The 20,208-nt window shown below is 40.3% G+C and carries 23 protein-coding genes and 1 tRNA gene; 12 read left to right on the top strand and 12 right to left on the bottom strand.

From position 1 onward, the window contains the following. Positions 1 to 78: 78 nt before the first annotated feature. The 5 genes from BN3283_RS02140 to BN3283_RS02160 all read left to right on the top strand — a co-directional run bounded on the left by BN3283_RS02140 (position 79) and on the right by BN3283_RS02160 (position 4,985). Positions 79 to 1,167, top strand: coding sequence for an N-acetylmuramoyl-L-alanine amidase (locus BN3283_RS02140; protein WP_041502264.1), 1,089 nt, complete (start codon positions 79 to 81; stop codon positions 1,165 to 1,167). Positions 1,168 to 1,177: 10 nt separating this feature from the next. Beyond that, complete coding sequence (locus tag BN3283_RS02145) at positions 1,178 to 2,365, top strand: MlaD family protein (RefSeq protein WP_059025523.1); 1,188 nt, start codon at positions 1,178 to 1,180, stop codon at positions 2,363 to 2,365. Positions 2,366 to 2,733: 368 nt separating this feature from the next. After that, positions 2,734 to 4,161, top strand: a complete 1,428-nt coding sequence (dnaA, locus tag BN3283_RS02150; protein WP_059025484.1) for a chromosomal replication initiator protein DnaA — start codon at positions 2,734 to 2,736, stop codon at positions 4,159 to 4,161. Positions 4,162 to 4,189: 28 nt separating this feature from the next. Continuing rightward, positions 4,190 to 4,795 (top strand): IMPACT family protein, encoded by a 606-nt coding sequence (locus BN3283_RS02155; protein WP_059025485.1) that lies wholly within the window; start codon positions 4,190 to 4,192, stop codon positions 4,793 to 4,795. 117 nt (positions 4,796 to 4,912) lie between these two features. Continuing rightward, positions 4,913 to 4,985: transfer RNA gene (locus BN3283_RS02160), tRNA-Lys, on the top strand. A gap of 379 nt (positions 4,986 to 5,364) precedes the next feature. On the opposite strand, the gene BN3283_RS02165 is transcribed toward BN3283_RS02160, so the two are convergent. Further along, positions 5,365 to 6,054, bottom strand: a complete 690-nt coding sequence (locus tag BN3283_RS02165) for a hypothetical protein (RefSeq protein WP_059025486.1) — start codon at positions 6,052 to 6,054, stop codon at positions 5,365 to 5,367. A 129-nt stretch (positions 6,055 to 6,183) separates the two neighbouring features. Here BN3283_RS02165 and BN3283_RS14420 point away from each other — a divergent pair, with 129 nt between their 5' ends. The 3 genes from BN3283_RS14420 (at position 6,184) to BN3283_RS14430 (ending at position 6,954) form a co-directional block, all read left to right on the top strand. Further along, positions 6,184 to 6,342, top strand: a complete 159-nt coding sequence (locus BN3283_RS14420; RefSeq protein WP_154665520.1) for a hypothetical protein — start codon at positions 6,184 to 6,186, stop codon at positions 6,340 to 6,342. Between the two features lie 67 nt (positions 6,343 to 6,409). Then, positions 6,410 to 6,634 carry a hypothetical protein gene (locus tag BN3283_RS14425; protein ID WP_147625517.1) on the top strand — a complete coding sequence of 75 codons (225 nt, stop codon included), beginning with the start codon at positions 6,410 to 6,412 and terminating at the stop codon, positions 6,632 to 6,634. A gap of 74 nt (positions 6,635 to 6,708) precedes the next feature. Continuing rightward, positions 6,709 to 6,954, top strand: a complete 246-nt coding sequence (locus BN3283_RS14430) for a hypothetical protein (protein ID WP_147625518.1) — start codon at positions 6,709 to 6,711, stop codon at positions 6,952 to 6,954. A gap of 282 nt (positions 6,955 to 7,236) precedes the next feature. On the opposite strand, the gene BN3283_RS02175 is transcribed toward BN3283_RS14430, so the two are convergent. After that, positions 7,237 to 8,148, bottom strand: a complete 912-nt coding sequence (locus BN3283_RS02175; protein WP_059025488.1) for a hypothetical protein — start codon at positions 8,146 to 8,148, stop codon at positions 7,237 to 7,239. Further along, the gene (locus BN3283_RS02180; RefSeq protein WP_059025489.1) at positions 8,135 to 10,018 is read right to left on the bottom strand and encodes an AAA family ATPase; all 1,884 of its coding nucleotides are present in this window, start codon (positions 10,016 to 10,018) and stop codon (positions 8,135 to 8,137) included. The genes BN3283_RS02175 and BN3283_RS02180 overlap by 14 nt, the downstream gene beginning before the upstream one ends. A 357-nt stretch (positions 10,019 to 10,375) precedes the next feature. Between BN3283_RS02180 and BN3283_RS02185 the strand changes: the two genes are divergently transcribed. Continuing rightward, entirely contained in the window at positions 10,376 to 10,618 is a 243-nt protein-coding gene (locus BN3283_RS02185; RefSeq protein ID WP_059025490.1) for a SymE family type I addiction module toxin, read from the top strand. Positions 10,619 to 10,927: 309 nt separating this feature from the next. After that, positions 10,928 to 11,650 (top strand): leucine-rich repeat domain-containing protein, encoded by a 723-nt coding sequence (locus BN3283_RS02190; protein WP_059025491.1) that lies wholly within the window; start codon positions 10,928 to 10,930, stop codon positions 11,648 to 11,650. A gap of 60 nt (positions 11,651 to 11,710) precedes the next feature. Here the strand turns inward: BN3283_RS02190 and BN3283_RS02195 are convergent, their stop codons facing one another. The 4 genes from BN3283_RS02195 to BN3283_RS14445 form a co-directional block, all read right to left on the bottom strand. Then, entirely contained in the window at positions 11,711 to 12,811 is a 1,101-nt protein-coding gene (locus BN3283_RS02195) for a hypothetical protein (RefSeq protein WP_059025492.1), read from the bottom strand. A gap of 186 nt (positions 12,812 to 12,997) precedes the next feature. After that, complete coding sequence (locus BN3283_RS14730) at positions 12,998 to 13,423, bottom strand: DUF5675 family protein (protein ID WP_350308227.1); 426 nt, start codon at positions 13,421 to 13,423, stop codon at positions 12,998 to 13,000. Between the two features lie 4 nt (positions 13,424 to 13,427). Continuing rightward, entirely contained in the window at positions 13,428 to 13,589 is a 162-nt protein-coding gene (locus tag BN3283_RS14440) for a hypothetical protein (RefSeq protein WP_154665521.1), read from the bottom strand. Between the two features lie 11 nt (positions 13,590 to 13,600). Next, positions 13,601 to 14,335: a rolling circle replication-associated protein gene (locus BN3283_RS14445; RefSeq protein ID WP_434059163.1), complete on the bottom strand. Its 735-nt coding sequence runs from the start codon at positions 14,333 to 14,335 to the stop codon at positions 13,601 to 13,603. On the opposite strand from BN3283_RS14445, the gene BN3283_RS14450 reads away from it, so the two are divergent. After that, positions 14,301 to 14,510, top strand: a complete 210-nt coding sequence (locus BN3283_RS14450) for a hypothetical protein (protein ID WP_147625522.1) — start codon at positions 14,301 to 14,303, stop codon at positions 14,508 to 14,510. The two genes, BN3283_RS14445 and BN3283_RS14450, sit on opposite strands and share 35 nt — an antisense overlap. 191 nt (positions 14,511 to 14,701) lie before the next feature. Here the strand turns inward: BN3283_RS14450 and BN3283_RS02215 are convergent, their stop codons facing one another. The 4 genes from BN3283_RS02215 to BN3283_RS02230 form a co-directional block, all read right to left on the bottom strand. Beyond that, complete coding sequence (locus BN3283_RS02215) at positions 14,702 to 15,661, bottom strand: DUF6371 domain-containing protein (RefSeq protein ID WP_147625523.1); 960 nt, start codon at positions 15,659 to 15,661, stop codon at positions 14,702 to 14,704. Positions 15,662 to 15,664: 3 nt separating this feature from the next. Further along, positions 15,665 to 15,955 (bottom strand): helix-turn-helix domain-containing protein, encoded by a 291-nt coding sequence (locus tag BN3283_RS02220; RefSeq protein ID WP_059025497.1) that lies wholly within the window; start codon positions 15,953 to 15,955, stop codon positions 15,665 to 15,667. A gap of 107 nt (positions 15,956 to 16,062) precedes the next feature. After that, a complete protein-coding gene (locus BN3283_RS14455; protein WP_147625524.1) occupies positions 16,063 to 16,896 on the bottom strand; it encodes a hypothetical protein in 834 nt (277 codons plus the stop codon). A 175-nt stretch (positions 16,897 to 17,071) separates the two neighbouring features. Further along, entirely contained in the window at positions 17,072 to 18,394 is a 1,323-nt protein-coding gene (locus tag BN3283_RS02230) for a tyrosine-type recombinase/integrase (protein WP_059025499.1), read from the bottom strand. A gap of 633 nt (positions 18,395 to 19,027) precedes the next feature. On the opposite strand from BN3283_RS02230, the gene BN3283_RS02235 reads away from it, so the two are divergent. After that, on the top strand, positions 19,028 to 19,462 hold the full coding sequence (locus tag BN3283_RS02235) for an OsmC family protein (RefSeq protein WP_059025500.1): 435 nt from the start codon (positions 19,028 to 19,030) through the stop codon (positions 19,460 to 19,462). 432 nt (positions 19,463 to 19,894) lie between these two features. On the opposite strand, the gene BN3283_RS02240 is transcribed toward BN3283_RS02235, so the two are convergent. Beyond that, positions 19,895 to 20,101 (bottom strand): RNA-binding S4 domain-containing protein, encoded by a 207-nt coding sequence (locus tag BN3283_RS02240; protein WP_041502260.1) that lies wholly within the window; start codon positions 20,099 to 20,101, stop codon positions 19,895 to 19,897. Positions 20,102 to 20,208: the final 107 nt, after the last annotated feature.

Below are 20,208 nucleotides of genomic sequence, written 5' to 3' on the forward strand. Positions count from 1 at the left end.
GATACAGCTTTTCGCTTTGCAAAAGTAAAAAATATTGATGTTAATACTCATGTTTCTTTTTAAAAAGTTTTAAATAACATGATAAATCGGTACGGGATTATTGTTTTAATGTTTATTTGTTGCTTGTTTGGTTTTTTCGGCCCTCTGTCGGCACAGGATCAATTGGGAAAAATCTCCTGTATTTGTATAGATGCAGGGCATGGCGGAAAGGATCCGGGAGCGATAAATGGAAAGGTAAAAGAGAAGGATATTACTTTGGCTATTGCCCTGAAATTAGGGAATTTGATTCACAAGAATTATCCTGATATGAAAATAGTGTATACCCGCAAGAAGGATGTGGCCGTTGATTTGAGGGAACGGGGAAAGATTGCCAACAAGGAAAAAGCCCAGCTGTTTATCTCGATCCATGTGAATAAATTTAAGAATCCGACGGTCCGGGGGGTGGAAACATACGTGCTCGGGTTGCATAAATCGGAGGCCAGCTTGCAGGTTGCCATGAAGGAAAATGAAGCCATTCATTACGAGGAGGATTATACGGTGAAATACGACGGATTTGATCCGCAAAAGACAGAGTCGTATATCATGTTCAATTTTATGAAGAACAGCTACCTGATCAACAGCATGGAATTAGCTACTCCGGTTCAACAGGAGTTGGTGAAAAGTTTAGGATCGGTCAATCGGGAAGTAAGGCAAGCCGGTTTTATCGTGCTGATGGATGTCGGCATGCCTGCCATATTGGTTGAAACCGGTTTTATTTCCAACGCTAAAGATTTGCAATACCTGACAAGTGAATCGGGACAACAAAAAATGGCTCAGGCGATTTTTAGTGCATTTAGAGAATACAAAAATAAGATGGAGAAGAAGAGTATCGTATTGAAGGAAGAGCCTAAAGCCGTATCGTCCGATAGAGAATGGTTCTACGCCGTACAAGTGCTCTCTTCTGCTACCAGGGTTACGGATCTGAAACGTTTACGTTTGAAAGATAAGATCGAGGAGATACGGAGTGACGGTCGGTATAAATATTATGTGGGTAAATTTTCTTCTTATGAAGAGGTTCAGAAAGTACAAAAGCGACTGCGTAAAAGCGTAAAAGACTGTTTTGTGATCGCGATATCGAACGGTCGGGTCGTACCGTTGTCCGAAGTGAAAAAATGGGAAAAGAAATAAAATGCAGCTTATGAAGATAAAAAGGGAGGTTAAATTAGCGATAACGGCATTGTTGGCGGTAATTATTTTGATTTGGGGAATAAATTTTCTGAAAGGAAGTTCTTTGTTTGAGTCCAGAAATGTCTTTTACGGACTTTATGATAGGGTTGACGGGTTGAAGGTTTCAAGCGGTGTGGTTTACCGGGGATATCAGGTGGGACAAGTACTCTCGATCTCTTTTACCGGAGAACGTTTCGATAAGGTGTTAGTGGAATTTTCAGTCAAGAAGGGATTGGAATTGGCGCGGAATACTTCCGCCTATATTCAAAGTGCGGATTTAATGGGATCGAAGATCATTAATTTGATTCCGGGAAATGCTCAGCAATTGGCAGTTAACGGGGATACCTTAAGAACTCAGTTGGAACAGGGGTTGATGGAGCAGGTAAGCAACCAGATGTTACCTTTAAAGCAGAAAGCCGAGCATCTTTTTTCATCTTTGGATTCTGTTCTATCCATTATACAAGGACTATTTAATGAAGATACGAAGCAAAATTTGGCTAATAGTTTTCGTAGTATTGATCGGACACTACATCATTTGGAAGGAGCTTCGGGGAATCTGGATACCTTGATCGAAGGGGAGGCCGGGCGTATCAGCCAGATATTGGAACATATAAATAGCATAACGGCTAATCTGGAACAGAATAACGGCGAGATTTCAAGGACTTTATCCAATTTTGCCGCAATTAGCGATTCCATTCGGCAGGCAAATTTGAAGCAAACCTTGCTCGTTTTGCAAAATGCTTTGTCTGAGGTCGATTCCATCTTGATTAAAATGAATGAGGGTAGAGGTACCTTAGGCGCATTTGTTAATAATGATGAATTTTATTACAATCTGAATCAGGTTTCAGAGAATCTGAATAGGCTTTTAGTCGAGTTCAGGTATAATCCCAAGAAGTTTATTAACCTTTCGTTAATAGATTTTTCCTCCGGTAAAAAAGATAATATGGAGTATGGTATTGTGATTTACGAATCGGAAAATCGTTTATCGCCTGAGGCTGAGATATATAAGCAAAATCCTAATTTAAAGGAAGTTAGATATAAAGGGAAGTATTTATACATTTGGAATACGTATAAAAAATTGAAGTCAGCGCAACGTCAGTTGGATAATGTTATGAAACGATATAATAACGCATATATTGTTAAAATCGACTTCATTTGACAAAATAGAATTGTTCTAAATAATAAAAATGGGGATTTTGTTTACTTAACATAATTATGTGTATTATTTTGTATCTTGAAGATAAAATAAATGGTTTCTCTTCTCTATGTTTTAAAGCTTTACCTTTTTTGAATCTCCTTCGATTGTGTTACAATTATGTTAAGTGGATTGAATTAATGGAGAGAGGATTTTATGTTAAGTTTTTCGTGTAACATTCTTGTTGATAGGTGATTGTGTCTAAACGGCTGATATATAATTTGTAAGCTGGAATTGATAAAAAACAAACAAAACCGACATTTTTTTTCTGATTTTTTTTTTCGAATTTAGCATTCCATTTCACGATAAGGTGAAATTTAAAAGATATACAAATGAGAATGGATTGTAATAGTATTTGGGCAGAATGTTTAAGTTTGATCCGGGAGCAGGTACCGCCAAAGACCTTTAAGACGTGGTTTGAGCCGATACATGCTTTGAGTTTTCAGCAAGATGTGTTGATTATTCAAGTTCCGAGTTTATATGTCTACGAGTGCTTGGAGGAGCATTTCGTGGAGATATTGAGAAATGCCATTCGTTCGGTAATCGGTCCGACTGCGAAGTTGGAATATTCTGTTGTCGTCGAGGAGAGTCGTCGTACGGAACCTTTATCGGTAAAAATGTCATCTAACCATACGAAAAAAATTGAACCTAATACCGCCTATTACGATAAAACGGCAAACGGAACAGCCTTGAAAAATCCGTTTGAACGTTGTAATAATCGTTTGCAAATCGATTCTCAGTTGAATCCTTCTTATACGCTGGAAAGCTATATAGAGGGAAGTTGTAACCGTTTGGCGAAATCTGCAGGTGTCGCCATCGCTCAAAGTCCCGGGGGAACCGCTTTTAATCCTTTATTGATTTATGGGGGGTCCGGTTTGGGGAAAACGCATTTGGCTCAGGCTGTCGGATTGGAGGTAAAACAGAATTTTCCGGAAAAGGTGGTGCTGTATGTCACGACGAATGTTTTTCAAACGCAGTTTACCGAGGCCGTTCGTAAAAACGAGATCAATGATTTCTTGCATTTTTATCAACTGATAGACGTTTTGATACTGGATGATATTCATGAGTTGGCTGGAAAAACCGCAACTCAAAATACTTTTTTCCATATTTTCAATCATCTTCACCAATCCGGTAAGCAATTGATCTTAACTTCCGATCGAGCTCCGGCAGAGTTGAGTGGTTTGGAAGAACGTTTGCTTTCTCGTTTCAGATGGGGCTTGTCCGCAGAGATCAAAGCGCCGGATTTCGAAACTCGTATGGAGATTGCCCGTTTTAAAGCTAAGAAGGACGGAATTGACTTTTCGGATGAGATATTGGAATACATTTGTAAGTACGTGAATAATAACGTGCGCGAATTGGAAGGTGCTATGATCTCTCTGTTGGCTCAGTCCACTTTTAACCGAAAGGATCTGACGGTCGAAGTCGTGAAAGAGATATTGGGTAAGATGGTGAAACGACAAATGGCGGAGCTTACCGTAGAGCGTATTCAGGAAGTGGTATGCGAGTATTTCAACATGCCGGCTCAACTTTTGCAGGAGAAAACCCGGAAGCGGGAAGTAGTGCAGGCTCGACAGTTAGCCATGTATTTCAGTAAAAATTTTACCAATGCTTCCCTTTCCTATATCGGTAACCAGATCGGAAAAAAAGATCATACGACTGTTCTTTACGCTTGTAAGGCCGTTTCCGACCAGATGGAAACGGATCGTGCATTCCGTTCTCGAGTGGAAGAGTTGCAGAAAAAATTGTATTGTAATAATTAACCTGAACAATAGCATGTTGTAATTGTTTATGGAAGATACCTATAAGACAATACAAGCGATTGCCGAAGGCCTGTATAAGGAGAAAGGCAGTCGTTTTATTTCTTATGTTTATCCGGTATCCGATGAGAACGAGATCAAAGAAATTATAGCCGGAGTAAAAACCCGATACTATGATGCCCGCCATCATTGCTATGCTTATTGCTTGGGGGCAGACAAGTTGAGATTTCGGGCTAACGATGATGGAGAACCTTCTTCCACAGCCGGGAAACCGATTCTTGGACAGATTCATGCGCACGAGCTGACGAATGTACTGATTGTCGTGATCCGGTATTTTGGAGGGACAAAATTAGGGGTTTCCGGGTTGATTCAGGCCTATAGGGAAGCTGCCTCCGACGCGATTGCCCATGCCGTAATTATTGAAAAGACCGTGAATGAAATATTTCATATCAGATTCAGCTATTTGGTGATGAATGATGTAATGAAAGTATTGAAAGAGGAAGAAGCGGAGGTCTTGGAGCGAACTTTTGAGATGGATTGCGATATGTTGTTGAGTATTAGAAAAAAAGATGCTGCCCGCCTTCAGGAACGTTTATTGAAAATCGAATCCCTGCATATAGAAATAGCCGAAGCCTGACTTCTCTGCGGTACGGACGCTCTTTTATGACAAACTTTTTTGAAAATTTCCGCCTAAATTCTTGTAGAATCAATAGGAATCACTATCTTTGCACCGCAATTGTAAAAAACAATTGACGATTCAGTAGCTCAGCCGGTAGAGCACAACACTTTTAATGTTGGGGTCCTGGGTTCGAATCCCAGCTGGATCACAGATTCGAAAATGCTAAATATGTGTAAATCACTTATTTAGCATTTGTTTTTTTGTAGTTATTTTTACAATTTGCACGACCATTGCACGACTAATTTTAAATTTCAGTGTATTTTATCCTATTAGAAAGATCATATTTTAAACCCACTATAAAAGATAAGCGGCCTTTTCAGAGCCGCTTATACACACAATAAAGGTAAATGATTAGTTTCCGGAGGACGTATTTGTGGATTTTTTGCTCTCCTCCTCTAATTTTTTTTTACGTTTCTGGATATGGGAAATTCCCAGGGAAAGAATCGTGAGAATAATGTCCCAAAGTGTCTTTTTCCAATTCGTTGCCATAATTACCTCCTTTCTTACAGGGCCATGCCTGAGTTTAATTAACCGGCAGATGCCCCGGCTATGTTAGAAACAAAAATCTGTCGTGCCGAAGCATAACCACTGATAGCATTAATGGCATAAATCTGCACCTGTACCTTTTCACCAACTACCGGTACACCAAATTGTGCGGTGTATTTTTCAGTGATAGTTGCTTCGGCGGCTCCTCCTGCAACAGTTCCAACCTGTCTAAGTCCGTTGATGTTAGTACTCTGCCCTACCGACAACGGAGTAATGCGAACAAGCAACACATCATTTTCACTCACGTTTCCGTCAAATGAAATTTTCAGGGCTGAATCTGCCAGTGTCAAGGAAGCGAAGCCAGGCAATGGACTGGTCAGATCGTCTGCGGGTTGGGTCAATGGCGTGGTGATACCAATGAGTTCGAGGTTCATATTGCAACGGACATACAGGTTAAACCCGCTGATCTTTCCGGATATCCCGTAATAAGAACCGGAAGCTGAAACGGTTTTTGACTTTTCAGCCCAGAGTGCCCGTTGTGTATCCGTTAAATCCTGCCAGTTCTTTGCAAAACGGCTGAAATTCTGACGTAAAACCCGCTGATACTCTGTATCCGTGTAGGTTGGAATAACTTTGTTGCGTACAACCAAATGACCGGCAGAATGGGCAGCGGTAATGTTACCGGTTGAGCCGGTGAAATCTTCAAATAATTCGTTTGTTTTTGCTTTCATGACTGTAATTTTTATGTGATGGATCGGTGATTTATCACAATATATGCTTATTTGCAGATCATTATATATTTAAATGAAGGCTTTAACACGAGTGATGGGATAACGTGTATTTCAATTTTTGTATGACGTATGCCGGCAGTATGCCGAAGATATGCCGGTGACAATTGGTACATTTTTCGAATGGAGATACTGGCGCCGCAGATGACGATGGCAAATGTGATGATGTTTCTGTCGGCGCTTTGCAGGGCGACGGGAAAAGCGGTGGGAAGGGCGTGTTTGCGGGTGTGAGGTGGTGGCGGTGCCTAGTGATTAATGAAGGGAGGCGAAGCACGGGACAATAGAACGGACCGGAAGTGTGAGAGGATGTGGGGGAACCGGTCTGTTCTATTGTCAGAAGGGGGAGGAATCACCAGGCACAAGCACGGGGACGGACGGGAACGGATTGCGAGGTGTGGTGCATGGGACGCATAGATGGGAGCTTTTGAAAAGCGGGATGTGGGTTCAAAGGCTCCCATTTTTGCGGACGGGTGGATGGAGTGTAGCGATGGAGCGATATGGAGTGAAGGGGAATTTTTTGTGACTGTTTTGGGTCGTGGGAAGGTTGTGGGAATAGTCACAATAAATAGAGGGTCAAATGTGGGTGGATGCGGGTAGATGCCCGTGAGAAAAGGATGGAAAGAACGGTTTGTTTGCTGTCGGGCATGTGCTGGGACAACGGCAAAAAAGGTGTGGCGGGGAGCGAGGGATGGTAATGGCTTCGTCCGTCAGAGACATGGAAGCCGTAGCTGCAGGCTCAGCGGGGGGCGGGGTGTGCCCGTGAGAGGACAGTGGAAAAAGAGACCGGGTTACTGTCGGGCATTTCCGGAGAGACTGGCAGAAGCGGCAGAGGGCGTGTTGTGATGGAGGCGGGATATCAGGGGTGTGTATAGGACGGTGTGGCGGATGGGTATGGCAAGGGTGGCGGAATGGGATATCAGGGGTTTGCGGGTTTGGCAGGGATGGCGAGGAGCTTTTATTTAACATAATCCGGATTGTGGGACGGCTTCGGTCGTGGGGTGATCCGTGGGGCTGTTCCATAATCCCGATGGGATTATGTTACTTAAAAGCGGGGGGAAAAGACGATAAACTCAATTATTGAAGTTTATCAACTGTACAAAATTGAATAAATAATTGCTTCATTAATTATAAATTGAGTTTTTTTACAATATCCTTTTTCAATTTAGAGAAAGGACGCTTATGGAAATCAGTTTCATTAAAACACGTATCGAAAATAAGAGGATATAATAATTCTTCATCAATATCTAACTGAAATGTATCTCGCAAACTCTTTAAATAATCTATTGAAAAAACATCTTTTAATTGTATCAAGTTTTCTACAACATCTCTATGTTCATTATATATTTTTTTTATTTTAAAAAAATCTAATGTGTTAGAAATTTTAGAATCATTTCGTACATTGATCGTAATTTCTTTAACCTGATTTACTCCTTCAGGGATATAATCAAAATTAAAGTCTGCAATATTATTGTCAACATATGGGTGTATGTAATCTTGTAAATTCAATTCTTTTTTGCCTTTTACTACTCCATTACATATCGTACAACTTGGAATTAAATTATAAAATGAAAGTGCAAACAAAGGATACGTACTCTGAGGAAAAAAATGATCAAATTCTGGTCGAGTTATAAACTCATTTTTCGAATGTATAGCTGTAACTGTATACATTCTATTACAATATGGACAAACTCGAATATCTAAGTTCTTTGCTAATTGATAAGCACCATATTTCCCTTTTTCCTCATTTCCCTTTTTCGCAAACTCCGCATAATTAAAAATCTTAGTAATTCTTTTATCTCCAATATATTGAATGTCTATTATATTTTCTTTCTTTTTCTCTTGCTTTATTTGTATTTTACCTTGTTTTTTCCATTCTGTAAACATTTTAAGCATATCTTCAGGCTTACATTTAATTATTTGTTCACATTCAGCAATAGTTATATTCAGTCCTTTTATACGTTTTTCCAATATCGGCCTTAACGCTTTCAAATGTTCTTTTAAAGCAGACTGGGTATTAGGTGTACTAATGTTTATCATTGGAATTCATTTTTAGTTCTTCTAATCGATTTTTTAATTCATTGATTTTTTGCTGAATAATAATAATTTCTTCCTCTTTCCCGAATCTTTTTACCCACATCGATTGTAATTGTTGATTTAAAATAGGTTCATCTATAATTTCAATTATTTTTTTGGAATCTAAATAATCAATATTGTTAGCTGACTGAAGATCACAGATTAAACGATTAATTTTATTTATAGCAAATTGTCCTACTAATCCATTTTTAAGAAAAAATGAATGTGTCATTAAATTATGAATATTAGCAGCAAAAGAATTAGAAGGACGTTCCTGTCCTTCCAGAACTCTACCTGCCGTTAGATAAACAATATTATAATTGGGGATATCAGACAAACTGACCGGAGAATGTGAAGCAAAAATAAATTGAAGGTTCAAATTTCTTTCGTTAGTATAACCTTTTCTCAGAGTGAATATTTCTGAAGTTATTTGAAGTAGATTATTAATATAGTTTTTTTGCCATTGTAAATGGAAACCAGTTTCTCCTTCATCAATAAGAAATAAAATGTTATCTGGAAATCGTTCTTTCCGTCTACTAAAGTCCTCTCTTACACTATATAATCGGGAAAATAAGTTCAAATATGCTTTCTCACCACTACTTAGTTCATGCCAATCAATATCCAAAAAACCAAAATTCTGATATCTGCTTTCTTTAGTTATATCTGGACTGTATTTATTTAACTCAACAAGATATCTAATGTATTTATCAAGTAGTCTCTTGGTTTGAGATAAAGGGAGTTTAAATGATGTACTTATTACACCTTCATGATCGACTAATTCAGAATTATTTAAAGATAATTTCAATTCTTCCCAAAACTCTAAAATAAAAGATGTATTCAAACCGAGTTCTCTGTTTTGATTTAAAGTATTTAAGAGGATTTTGAATCCTTTTTCTGCATCAATATCTACTGGTTGTACCAATCCTATAACATCATCTAAAGGATAGTTATACTGAGGGTATTCAATATCAAAGCAAAGGTAGAAGTTTGTTATAAGTTGTTCTAAAATTAATCGTTTATAGAGAGGTTTCTCCTTATATCTGGTATTGTTTACATCATCAATATTTCCATTTCTAAATTTATCAAGTAATAATTTAAAGCATTTATTTAAATCAGAAGGAACATTTTTTTCATTTACATTTTTAGCTAGATATGTTGTTATAATAACTTTTTCTGGCAGATGTATCAAATCATCAATAGCTTTCCGTTGGGCTTTAGAAATGTTGTTTATAAAATTAATTTGCCGCCAAGTATCTTGGTGTTTATGAAAAAGTATTGGGTCTTTTATTTCATGACGAAATCCCCGAATATCTATATGATCTTCACTTAATAATACATTGGACGATACATCATATTTCAGATTAGGATAACCAGGTGAGTAATTAGAGAAATCAATTACTGGAGAAAAAAATACAGTTGTAAGATTATCACGATTTATTGATTCAAATTTTTCTTCTGAATAAACATCTGAATTACTAATGTATCCAAATCCTTCATTTGTTTTAAATATCATTATATATCTACTATCTACTGTATCAAAGAGATGATGATGCCAATAACCGGAGATAGCTATCCGCAATGCCGCAAGTAAATTTGATTTACCACATCCATTTTCTCCAATTATAGCAGATACATTATTTACTCTTCCCCCTGTTTCAGAAAGAAAAAAATTTGTTACATATTTATCATTATTTATTCTTTCTAATTTCAATCTATTCGACTCCTGATTGATCTGAAATGTATAATCTGAACCAAAGTTGATTCCAACATCATTCAAATTTCTATAATGTTCAACCCAAAAAAACACTAACTGTTTAAGATTCGCAATTTCCATTGTCAAAATATTTTTATGAAAATCTGATGCCTCTACCACTTTCACTGCTTAATAAACAAAGGTATCTAAAAAATATTTATTATAACCAATAAAATAAATTGATCCTAGAGGTATATGATATTTTAATTAAAGAAATTTCATAAAATAAAATAAAGTCGTATATTTGGAGTGACTGACATACACAAAGGCCGGGAAACCTGCCTTATCTTCGGCGGGCTTTTTTATGCCCGCTGATCTGATACACGGCTCTGTACCCCCGTGAGGAGCATTAATGTGCCCTCGGCCTTTGTGGTGTCAGTCAACGGGAAAGGTGGAGCCGTCTTTTTTATTTCCGCCCTCACTTAATACAAATAAGTTATGAGGACCGTTGATCTAACACCCAAGAAAAAAACAAATGAAGTGGACACCCGGAGAATCAGGTGTCTTCATTCGCCCCGGTCTACCTACGGGCGAAAGCTACCTTCCATTTTCCTGGCCGGAGTGTGGTTGAAAGAAGCAGGGTTTGAGGTCGGGGATTTTGCCAGGATTACCGTATCGGATGGATTGCTGGTGATTCGTTGCGAGAAGATTCCGGAAAACCTGAACAGGGCAGATTCGTGATGTTGGGATGTAAATGGTTGGGCAAAGTGTAATGAAGTGTTGTTTTACAAAATTTTTCCTATATTTGTACAGTAGAAATACAAATGAATAAAGACATATTGACGTTTTAGTTTAACGCTAAAGTCTCCTTTCCCAAATAACAGCGACTTTTGAGAATCACGGAGAACTTTGCGGAAGGCTCGACGTATGCAGATACGTGAGCCTCCGTTTTGTTCCGTGATGGGGTCCGTCGCTGTTCCCTGGGAAAGGACAATTCGGGGTGCTCACTCTTTCTTTTTGTAGTTGTGTCCCCACAAAACACTGATTAGTATGGATGGACCAGATTACACGAAGGACTTACCGAAAGAATTAAAGGGATTTTGTTATGTATGTATGAAGATCATGACCGAGCAGAATGGAAAGGTCCGGATGGGTATTGAAGCGACAAAGTTTTCGGTGATGTGGGGAGACGGAACGGATGACGGCAGGTGTCACCATGTTTATCAAAATGAGGGGATGTATGAAGTGGTGTTGATTGGGAGGAATTTGCGGAGGTTGGATATATCGGCATGCAGTGTGACGGATGCGGATTTCGGAAGGTGTGGAAAATTAAGGGAGTTGCGGTGCGGGTATAATTTTTTGGAAGTTCTGGATTTATCAGAGGTTCCGGAACTGGAAGTTTTGATTTGTAATTCGAATGATTTGGTGAGACTGAATGTTGAAGGATGTGCGAAATTGAAATACGTGGATTGCAGGAGTAACCGATTGAGCTGGCTGAATTTGAGAGAGCGTAAAGAATTGTATGAACTGGAATGCAGTAAGAATGTTCTGGAAGGAGTGGAAGTGGAAGGGTGCGGGAATCTTAAATTTTTATCCTGTTCCACGAATAAACTGGGTATGAAAAGGTTTTCAGAATTATTGGACAGTTTGCCGGAACGTTCAATACCTTACGGTTGCTTTTATGGAAATAAGAATCCGGGATTCAGGTTAAAATACAGGCAAATGATGATAGCTAAAGGATGGAAGTATGAACGTCACCGGAATTGGATGTAATGATAGCTCTTATATAGTAAGAGTTGAAGTTTCATTATCCCTGAAATAAAACTAGGCCTATTAACATTCAAAACAATTTTCAAAGAGGTTTAAATCAATATCTATATCACGCATAGTATATAAATTACGACGAAAGAGATTATAATACTGTTGAAATTTTTCTTTTCCTATTTTTCTGAATAAAGATTCAGACATACAATGAAACTCGCACCTGTAAACAATAAGATCACTTATTGCTTTAAGTTGAGTAGTCTGATTTCCTGATTTCAATTTATTAATGAACTTGTTTGCCCATGTATTGGGAAAGCCTTTAATAGAACCTATTATTACCATCGTTTTATTTTGATATGGGAATATATTAATTACATTCATTTCAGGCAGATCAGCTCTTGCAATATCTTCATTAGGAATTTCTGAATATGAATTTGATATAGGAGCTGAAATACATACTTCTAATTTAAAAGGAAGTTCAATGGTTGTAAATTCAAATTTCTCAAAACTTTCATTTATTATATCTTGTTCAAGATGTTCTTTATAAGTTTGAAAATCTGAAAGCCCTAACTTTTCCCCTACAAGTTTTTTTCTATATATTTGATAAAGAGCAACATTTTCTTCAAAAGATTTTACAAATTCAGGTTCAACGTCACGATTGAAAACTTTTATATAATCAGATTCTATTCCCTTATTGAGAGATATTACAAATTCGGAATTAATTTCCACGGCAATTTGTTTTATAGCAAATTCTCTGCATATTGATTTATAACCAAGCAAATACTGGGACTTCGTATCAAACCAGTTAGGTTCCTCTTTTTCAATAGATGCAAAAAGATCATTGTCATGCTTTTGGCAAAGTCCTTTAAAAGTAAAAGCCTTATTTACACCTTTCGATCTGTATATACATCCACCATCATTTTTATAATCAAATATCATTAAATGCCCATTGCTAACAAGTTGATTTAAAATTTTATTTTTTTGAAAAACGTGAGAGTAGTTAATAGCTTCGCAAGAGCAACCCGGAAACATACACTTCCTTTTCTTTTTTATAGCATTATCTTTTAATTGTATAAAAACACTTTTTGCGTTCATCATGATTGATTTTGCTACAAAAATAACCATTTTCCAAAGCTCTATCTTATGTGATTTGTTTTTTTTGTAATTCATGAATAAAGTTCCATAGGGCCGAAAATGAATAAAATGAAAATATACAATATTCCGGAAGAATTAGTCTATAAGTTCCAGTTCGAACATATAACTGTCCTCCAAATTTTGTGGCTTTTCTTTGGAGGCGGCGGATGTTTTGAGGGGTGAGTTTTTTAAACATGGTTTTCAGGGTGTTTATGCCAGTTGTTATCGGGTGATGTACAGGAAGATTTCCCGGTGGGTGGTGTGAAGCCGCCGGGCGAGTGTTTCAAGCTGTTGGAGTGCCACGCAAGATTCTGTCAGACGTCCGGAACGGAGATCGCAGCCCACGAGTATACACCCGGTGGTGTCGGGGGGAGTGTTGCCGGCGTGGATCAGGATGCCGGAACGGTGGGGAACATCCGAGAGGTAGATTTTTGACGGGCCAAAACGGGGACTGTCGTGAAATTTCAGGCGGTAAAGCCCCAGCGGGACAGCAGTACGACGGGCATTATGACGGGGGTGACCGGGAGGATAGTACGGCGGTTCAAGGGTGCGGACATAGAGATTGTTCCGGAAAAGAATGGAACCGAGGGTACGATCGGTGTAAAATTCTTCACGAACGAGAATCAGAGTGTTTAGATTGGTTTGCATGGGGTTAATTTTTCAGGTTTTTGGGATGATAGTGTTTACAAGCCTTTTGACGGGCCAGGATTGTTCTCTTTTTCAGACCGTGACATTTTCCTTTTTCCCGATCGGGTTGGTTGGGGTCAATAAGAAAATAACGACAGCGGCCACAGTAGTAGGTACGTTTTTTCATGATCAGGTGGATTAAGTGAGTTGTAACATGTGGATTCCGATTTCTTTGAGGCGTTCGTAAATGCAGCGGAGTATGGCTGAACACCGGGAGTGAATAATTTCGGTAAAGGAAACGGGGATGAAAGTACAGTAGTCGTGACGGATAATCCGGCCGGCAAATTCAGTACACAGGGTGGTGAGATCGTCGAAAAGGAAGCGATCAACGACAGCGGTCACGTTTTTAAGTGCGCTCAGGGTCTGGGACAATCCCCAAAGTTTTCCATGTACAAGCAGATGCGGGGGAATTGTATCATAGGAGGTGTATTCAGAGAGCAGGTTTTTGCAAAGGTATTTACACAGGTAACGGACGAGGTCACGAATCTGGCGAACGCTGTGTATATCGGTACTGTTAGGATTTCGCCAACGGGTTGCCGTCCCGTAAATATAACGCTGCCGGAGTATGTCGGTGTTGGCCTGTCCTGCAAAGGTGTTGTAGTAATCGGCAAAAGAGTGAATTTGTGCGTTCATCCGGTTGGCGTAGGCATCGACGTAGCCGAGTTTGTTCTGGATGCGGTTCCACTTTTCCCGTAGTTTGGCGGCATGGATGAACACGTTGGTGACCAGGTGAAAGTGGATGTTTCCGTTTTCCTGTTTTTCGGCTCTCCAAACGTAATGGATCATGCCGTTTTGTTCCCGGAGTTCGGTGAGAAGCTGATTGAACAGGCGGGATTTGATGACCTGGTCGGAATGGTGTTGGGGACCGCTCAGGGTGAGTGTGACGAGAGATACCCGGAATCTTACCCAACGATGGGTTTCCCGGTTGTACGCTTTTTTGGTTTTGGAAAAGAAAAGGAGCCATTTGAGGGCTGACTGGATGCGGCGGGCAGCCTTCGCCGAGATGATGCCCTCGGGGGAGTTCCGGCGTGGCGGTTGCCAGCGGTGAGGACGTGGAAAGTCGTCTTCCCGGCGGTGAAAAGCCGTGGGGTATTGCTCATATATGGCAATTCCGTAAGGTTTGATGGATATGGAAGGTATTTTTATCATGATTTTTTGAGATGTGGGAGTATTAGATAAACCAATATGCGAGTGAGTGATGAAGGGGAGGTACTCTCCCCCGTCAATCAGGTTACGATGTCAAAAGAATTGGGGCGGATGCCCTGCCAGAACGAGATCGGCGATGTCGATACCCGCCTGATGCTGTTCGGGGGTTGCCACACGTTCGACGCAATCGGATACATAGAGCTGACAGCGCACGAGGCGGGTGATGGCTTTTGCCTTAACTGCCCAGAAACGGTAGCTCCCCGCATCCGGAATAGCGTTTATGATCCGCCCGGCTAACGGGATGAAGCGGTCAGGGGTGAAGTTGTATTTACCCCCGGTAGCCAACCACAGGAGTTTGGGATAAGTAAGGGCACAAACGAGGGCTGTTTTCTCGCTTTCCACGATTCCAACGGGTTTGAGGGGATGGGATGGAAGGAGGTGTTCACCAAACAGGCATTGCCGGAGTTGAAAATCAGTGGGAAGTTTGCCCTGGGAAACGAGGGTACGGTGGAGCCAGTTAAAGGAGCCGGGACGGTCCTTTATGCGATGGCCGTTTGCTGGGTTGTAGGCCATGATTTTGGCTGTCCGGTAGTTCCCGCTGACGTCGATTTGCGGGAAAACGATGCGGCCGTATGAAGCGGATTGCAGGCGGTAGGTGTCAACGAGTCGTTTGAGCTGAGCGGGGGTGAGATGAAGATGTGAAACAAGAAATTTCAGGAGGGCGGTTTGTTCGGGTTGTGACGCGAGAGCGGAACCGCCGAGCAGTTCCGGGGGAATGATGGAAAAGGTGTCGGATTTGATAACCGGGGCTGATTGTCCGGGGGAGGACGGCGGATCAATTCCCAGGCGGCGGAGGTCACGGAAATATTCCCGTGGGGTGTAATGATAACCGCAGGATTCGGAACGTTCGCAGCGGCCAACTTTTTCATTCACGAACTGCCCGGTGACGGTGTCGATGTAGCGGACAAATTTACGTGTGGCCCCGCAAGCCGGACAGGTGAAGCGGGAAGCCATGCCGCCGTATGGCTGAAGTCTGTAACGATAGGTTTTCATGGCTCATGAATATTGGAGACGTTTGTATTTGGGGCTGGCGGCGTTGTCAACCTCGGAGAGGTCGAACAGGGTGCGGCGACCGATTTTAACAGCCCGGATTTTTCCGGAGTTTATCCAGGCGTGGACGGTCGAGAGGGAAACGTGGAATTTTTGGGCGACTTCTTTACGGGTGAGGTACTTTTTTTCTTCGGGAATAAAACGGTCGAGCGAACCGGTGAAAGCACGGGTGACTGCCTCGGAAACGATTTGTTTTAAATCATCCAGGGAAACGGGGATAATGATTGATTGTTCCATAACTCAGATTTTTAAAAGTTGTGGAACAAAAGAATATAAGAAAAGAAGGGAAACGAATTGCAATCCATTGCAACGAGGGGTGCAATATGTTGCAATGGATTGCAATGTTATTTGAGTTCCCGCCTGATGTGGTCTATGATGCGGAGGGTTTCGGAACTGCGGTTCGAGAGGTAATTATATTGTTTGCCACGGAGGGAGTTGTAATTGAATTTGTGCCGGCGTTTATCACGGAATGAATCGTGAGCGGTGCGCCATTTGTTGCGCTGATCGGATATTCCGAAGAACATGTCAATGAAGTACGAGAGATCGGCGACAGTTTTTAACCAGGTGACGGGTTGCCAGGAAGAAGGTGAACCAATACCGTAAAATATATATGCGGTTGTTTCGGGTTGGGTATTGGAATGGATGAGTTTATGACGGATAAGCAGCGTGTGGAGCTTTCCGGGTTCGTCGGTTTTTATGGCGTACCGGTTGAAGTGGGGTTTTGAAGGCGGGATATCGGGAAGGGAGTCAGGAACTCCGGCGAAAAGACGAAGACGGGAGGTGGTTTCGAGTACGTTGTCGCAGGTGGTTGACAGGGTGTTGATGGCTCCATCGAGCCGGGTGTATTGTTCGGGCGGGAAGTAGTGCCTGAAATCGTAGCGGTTCCACTGGCGTTGTATGTTCCCGATCTGGGAGGCGGTGTGTTTGACCTGGCTGTCAAAAAGTTTAAAGAAGAGTGTGATTTGCGTGGTTGACAGGCACAGTTCTATAATTTCCGCTGAAATCAGGTCGGCAGAACACATCCGGAGGTGATAAAGAAATTGTTCCAGGGTAAATGTGCTGAACCGAAATTCAAACGCAATTATCACGTCGCCGGGAGAGTCAACGAGTTCGTTGAGTTTGTCGGAAAGTAAAGCGACCAATTTAATGAAGCAAAGGGATTTGTGCAGGATTTTCATGATTGTGCGGGGTTGAGAGGTGGTAATACAATAATGCAGGATTGCCGGGTACTATCAGCAGCCGGGAAAGGTGTGTAAAAATAACACACGCCTGAAGAAGGGGCGTGCAGAAACGAATGTGAAATTTTTCATCGCACGTTGTTAGTACGTAAAGCTATGAATTATTAATCGAATATCAATTTAATGAAAAAATCCCTTTATTAAAGTAGTCCGTTTTACTAAGTCTTAACGCATTTTCTTCGGCTGTGACACGGATGTATTTATAGAAATCACGTTCACTTTTGTGACCAGTGATTTTCATAATCGTAGAAGTGTCCATTCCTGCCAGATACAGGAGAGTTGCCCCGGTACGGCGAGCTGTATGACTGGTAATTAATTTATATTTTTCAACCTTTGTTTTTATTACCATGGTACCTTTCTGTTCCTGATGATCTACCTTGTAAGTAATTCCGGCAAGTTCTCCAATTTTTTTTATGTCCTCGTTTATTTTTTTACTATATGATTTTGGAAGATCAAAATCGTATTTCTTAAGGATTCGGTTTAAACGTGGCGAAATAGGAATAACAACATGTTTGCCACCTTTTTTTTGTCTTATTTTAAGCGCTTTTCTATGATTGGACAATTGGATCAGGTTGTCTTTATTTATTCGATGATAGTCACTATAACGCTGCACTGTATAGATACCACAGAGAAATATATCTTTCGAACACTGGAGTTCAGGATGATCTGTCAAATCAACCTTTTCAAATAATTTGACTTCGGTAGCGGTCAGGTATATTGTGTCAGATTCTCCGGTAATAGTTTTGAATGATTTCAAAGTAGTCTGAGTGTTGGTATGCAATTTTTCCTCTCTTGCCTGATCAACTAACTGTTTAAGAACTTTTATGTGTTTGCCGGTAGTCTGGGGTGTGAATTTTTGATTGTTACAATAATGAAGAAATTCATTGTAAAAATCCATTGTAACATCCTCAAAATAGAGATAGTTTTTTTCTTGTATAAATTTGATTATAATATTCACACTATTATTGCGACTGCGCACTGTATCAGGAGTAAATGGCGTGTTTTTCTTTGTCAACCTTGTTCCATTTTTTATTTCTTTTTTATAACGCTCTAAATATTTGTAGAAATTTTCTTTCAAAATAGGCGAAGTTTGTTTCGCCTTCTCTGCTTTGATCTCGTAAAACTTATTAATAACCGATTGTAACCAGGTAGAGGGTAAACTTGCACCATACGAACTATTAAATGAGGAAATGATATATTTCCTTAAATCTGTGAGGACTTCTATTAAATCCTGTGCATATTCAAACGTGAAAGTATCAGAAAAAATCTGTGCATCATCTTTTATGGTCTCACGTTTTATATCCCAAGCCTTCAACGGAATGGAATATGGTGTTTTGCCATATAATTGGCATTTACGACCATTGAAAAACCGGACACGAATATTTACTTCATCAATATCCTTGCGTTTTGTGCGTATTCCAAAAGAAACAGTAGCCATAACATTTTTTTTAGTGATGCTTATTTTTTAATTTGCACGACTGTTGCACGACCAATCTGAAACCTCTCTTTATCGTACTAAACAAATATAGTGAATAGTTGTCTGAAAAACAATAGATTATGTGTGATATTAAATCTGGCTAAGTGTTAAAAAATGCAGGTTTTATGTTCCCAGCTGGATCACCAAATGAAACCCAAATCAACGCAAAGACGATTTGGGTTTTTTCATTGCTTTTTATCTTCGGATTTTCCCATTGTGATTTATAGCGTTGATCGTGTCCTCAAAAGTCAGTATTGTTTTTAGTAAGTTCTTTTATCCGTATGACGGGAAAGACGTCTCGTGAATACCGGCATTATAATGTTATTCCGTTTGTTTTTCCAAATATATACATTTTGTCGTATCTATTACTGCGAAAAGTCGGATTTTTAGCATGGCGGGGAGGCAACAAAGTTGCTTGCATGGCCATACGGATGTAGCGAAGGGTAAGGAAACCGTAAACCTTTTATTTTATATATCGTTAAAACGAAATAAAGATTTGTTTCGTGTAAGATATCCGTCGAACGATAAGGCGAAGATTTTATTACTGTAAACGATGAAAATGGGAAAGATCTTACTTTTTTAAATGTAGTAGTTATGGCAGATTTGACTTTTCGTGCGAGAGCGCATAGCGAGAATCCCACGAAGACTTTCGTGAAAGTACGGAATTTTGAGATGGTGGTTGATGAGCCCGCCGAATTGGGAGGGACGAATGCGGGAGCTAATCCCGTGGAATATTTACTGGCGGCTTTATCCGGTTGTTTAAATGTCGTGTGTCACATGGTGGCCCAAGAGATGAACTTTGAGCTCAGAAAGCTCGAGATTAAGTTGTCAGGTAGCCTGAACCCGGATAAGTTGTTTGGAAAAAAGAGTGAGGACAGGGCCGGCTACAAACAAATAGAAGTGGTGATAAAAGCCGATACGGACGCCGATTCGGATACATTGGAAAGGTGGATAAAAACGGTTAAGGAACGTTGCCCGGTGAGTGATACGATCAGTCATATTACCCCGGTGGATATTCTTTTGAAATAATACAAGGAGCCTTATTACAAGACACCTTGTATTCCTGACGTTGCTTGCGGTCTCGCGTGTGCGGATTTCGGGTGATCTCGCTTATTAACCCGATCGTTGGGACGAGAAGCGGGGGGAAGAGTGCGGTTCATCGGCTCTTGCGGTCAGACCGAGGGGTAAGAACCCGACGAGGAAAAGAGGAGGATCTGTTCGTTCCGGTATCGTTCTCTTGAAGAGATAGTGTTAAAATTACGGAAATATTTAAATATCAGTATTTTTTTATTTTGTAATGGCTTGAGGTTGAACCGGGATAAGGGAACGGACATAAAAATGTCTTAATTGTATATTTTTTTCTGACAAGATTTTTTTTATATTTGTACTGTTAACACCACTTAGTTTACCAACTAAAACGGAGAGACCTTCGGGTCTCTTTCTGTTTTTAGGGTAGACTGATCAGACGATTTGGATGGTTTTCCCTAATACTGTAATGGTTTCTCCTTTGGTTATTTTGGCTCTTTTTCGTGTTTCTATTTCTCCGTTTCGGCGCACTTCTCCATTTTCCACTAATACTTTTGCCATACCGCCGCTTTCCGCGATACGGGTAATCTTCAGTAATTTGATTAACTCGATGTATGCTGTTGTAAGTTCGAACGTTATCATGATGTTGCAAATTTATTGCAAAGGTAACTATTTTTTGCAGCATACCGTAAAGTAGAAACAACTTGAAGTTCGACTTGTTATTTTTGCGATCTCTTAAAAATGATAAA

It is taken from the genome of Gabonibacter massiliensis (genome assembly GCA_001487125.1).
GTDB classification, from domain to species: Bacteria; Bacteroidota; Bacteroidia; order Bacteroidales; family Marinifilaceae; genus Gabonibacter; species Gabonibacter massiliensis.

Bases quoted from the DNA above. Each gene is read 5' to 3' on its own strand.
- BN3283_RS02220 (WP_059025497.1), bottom strand. From the start codon at position 15,955: ATGGAACAATCAATCATTATCCCCGTTTCCCTGGATGATTTAAAACAA.
- BN3283_RS14420 (WP_154665520.1), top strand. From the start codon at position 6,184: ATGCCGGCAGTATGCCGAAGATATGCCGGTGACAATTGGTACATTTTT.
- BN3283_RS02165 (WP_059025486.1), bottom strand. From the start codon at position 6,054: ATGAAAGCAAAAACAAACGAATTATTTGAAGATTTCACCGGCTCAACC.
- BN3283_RS02145 (WP_059025523.1), top strand. From the start codon at position 1,178: ATGAAGATAAAAAGGGAGGTTAAATTAGCGATAACGGCATTGTTGGCG.
- BN3283_RS14455 (WP_147625524.1), bottom strand. From the start codon at position 16,896: ATGAAAATCCTGCACAAATCCCTTTGCTTCATTAAATTGGTCGCTTTA.
- BN3283_RS02240 (WP_041502260.1), bottom strand. From the start codon at position 20,101: ATGATAACGTTCGAACTTACAACAGCATACATCGAGTTAATCAAATTA.
- BN3283_RS02155 (WP_059025485.1), top strand. From the start codon at position 4,190: ATGGAAGATACCTATAAGACAATACAAGCGATTGCCGAAGGCCTGTAT.
- BN3283_RS02180 (WP_059025489.1), bottom strand. From the start codon at position 10,018: ATGGAAATTGCGAATCTTAAACAGTTAGTGTTTTTTTGGGTTGAACAT.
- BN3283_RS02140 (WP_041502264.1), top strand. From the start codon at position 79: ATGATAAATCGGTACGGGATTATTGTTTTAATGTTTATTTGTTGCTTG.
- BN3283_RS02235 (WP_059025500.1), top strand. From the start codon at position 19,028: ATGGCAGATTTGACTTTTCGTGCGAGAGCGCATAGCGAGAATCCCACG.
- BN3283_RS02175 (WP_059025488.1), bottom strand. From the start codon at position 8,148: ATGATAAACATTAGTACACCTAATACCCAGTCTGCTTTAAAAGAACAT.
- BN3283_RS14730 (WP_350308227.1), bottom strand. From the start codon at position 13,423: ATGCAAACCAATCTAAACACTCTGATTCTCGTTCGTGAAGAATTTTAC.
- BN3283_RS02190 (WP_059025491.1), top strand. From the start codon at position 10,928: ATGGATGGACCAGATTACACGAAGGACTTACCGAAAGAATTAAAGGGA.
- BN3283_RS02215 (WP_147625523.1), bottom strand. From the start codon at position 15,661: ATGAAAACCTATCGTTACAGACTTCAGCCATACGGCGGCATGGCTTCC.
- BN3283_RS14430 (WP_147625518.1), top strand. From the start codon at position 6,709: ATGCCCGTGAGAAAAGGATGGAAAGAACGGTTTGTTTGCTGTCGGGCA.
- BN3283_RS14440 (WP_154665521.1), bottom strand. From the start codon at position 13,589: ATGAAAAAACGTACCTACTACTGTGGCCGCTGTCGTTATTTTCTTATT.
- dnaA (WP_059025484.1), top strand. From the start codon at position 2,734: ATGAGAATGGATTGTAATAGTATTTGGGCAGAATGTTTAAGTTTGATC.
- BN3283_RS14450 (WP_147625522.1), top strand. From the start codon at position 14,301: ATGACCTGGTCGGAATGGTGTTGGGGACCGCTCAGGGTGAGTGTGACG.
- BN3283_RS02230 (WP_059025499.1), bottom strand. From the start codon at position 18,394: ATGGCTACTGTTTCTTTTGGAATACGCACAAAACGCAAGGATATTGAT.
- BN3283_RS02185 (WP_059025490.1), top strand. From the start codon at position 10,376: ATGAGGACCGTTGATCTAACACCCAAGAAAAAAACAAATGAAGTGGAC.
- BN3283_RS02195 (WP_059025492.1), bottom strand. From the start codon at position 12,811: ATGAATTACAAAAAAAACAAATCACATAAGATAGAGCTTTGGAAAATG.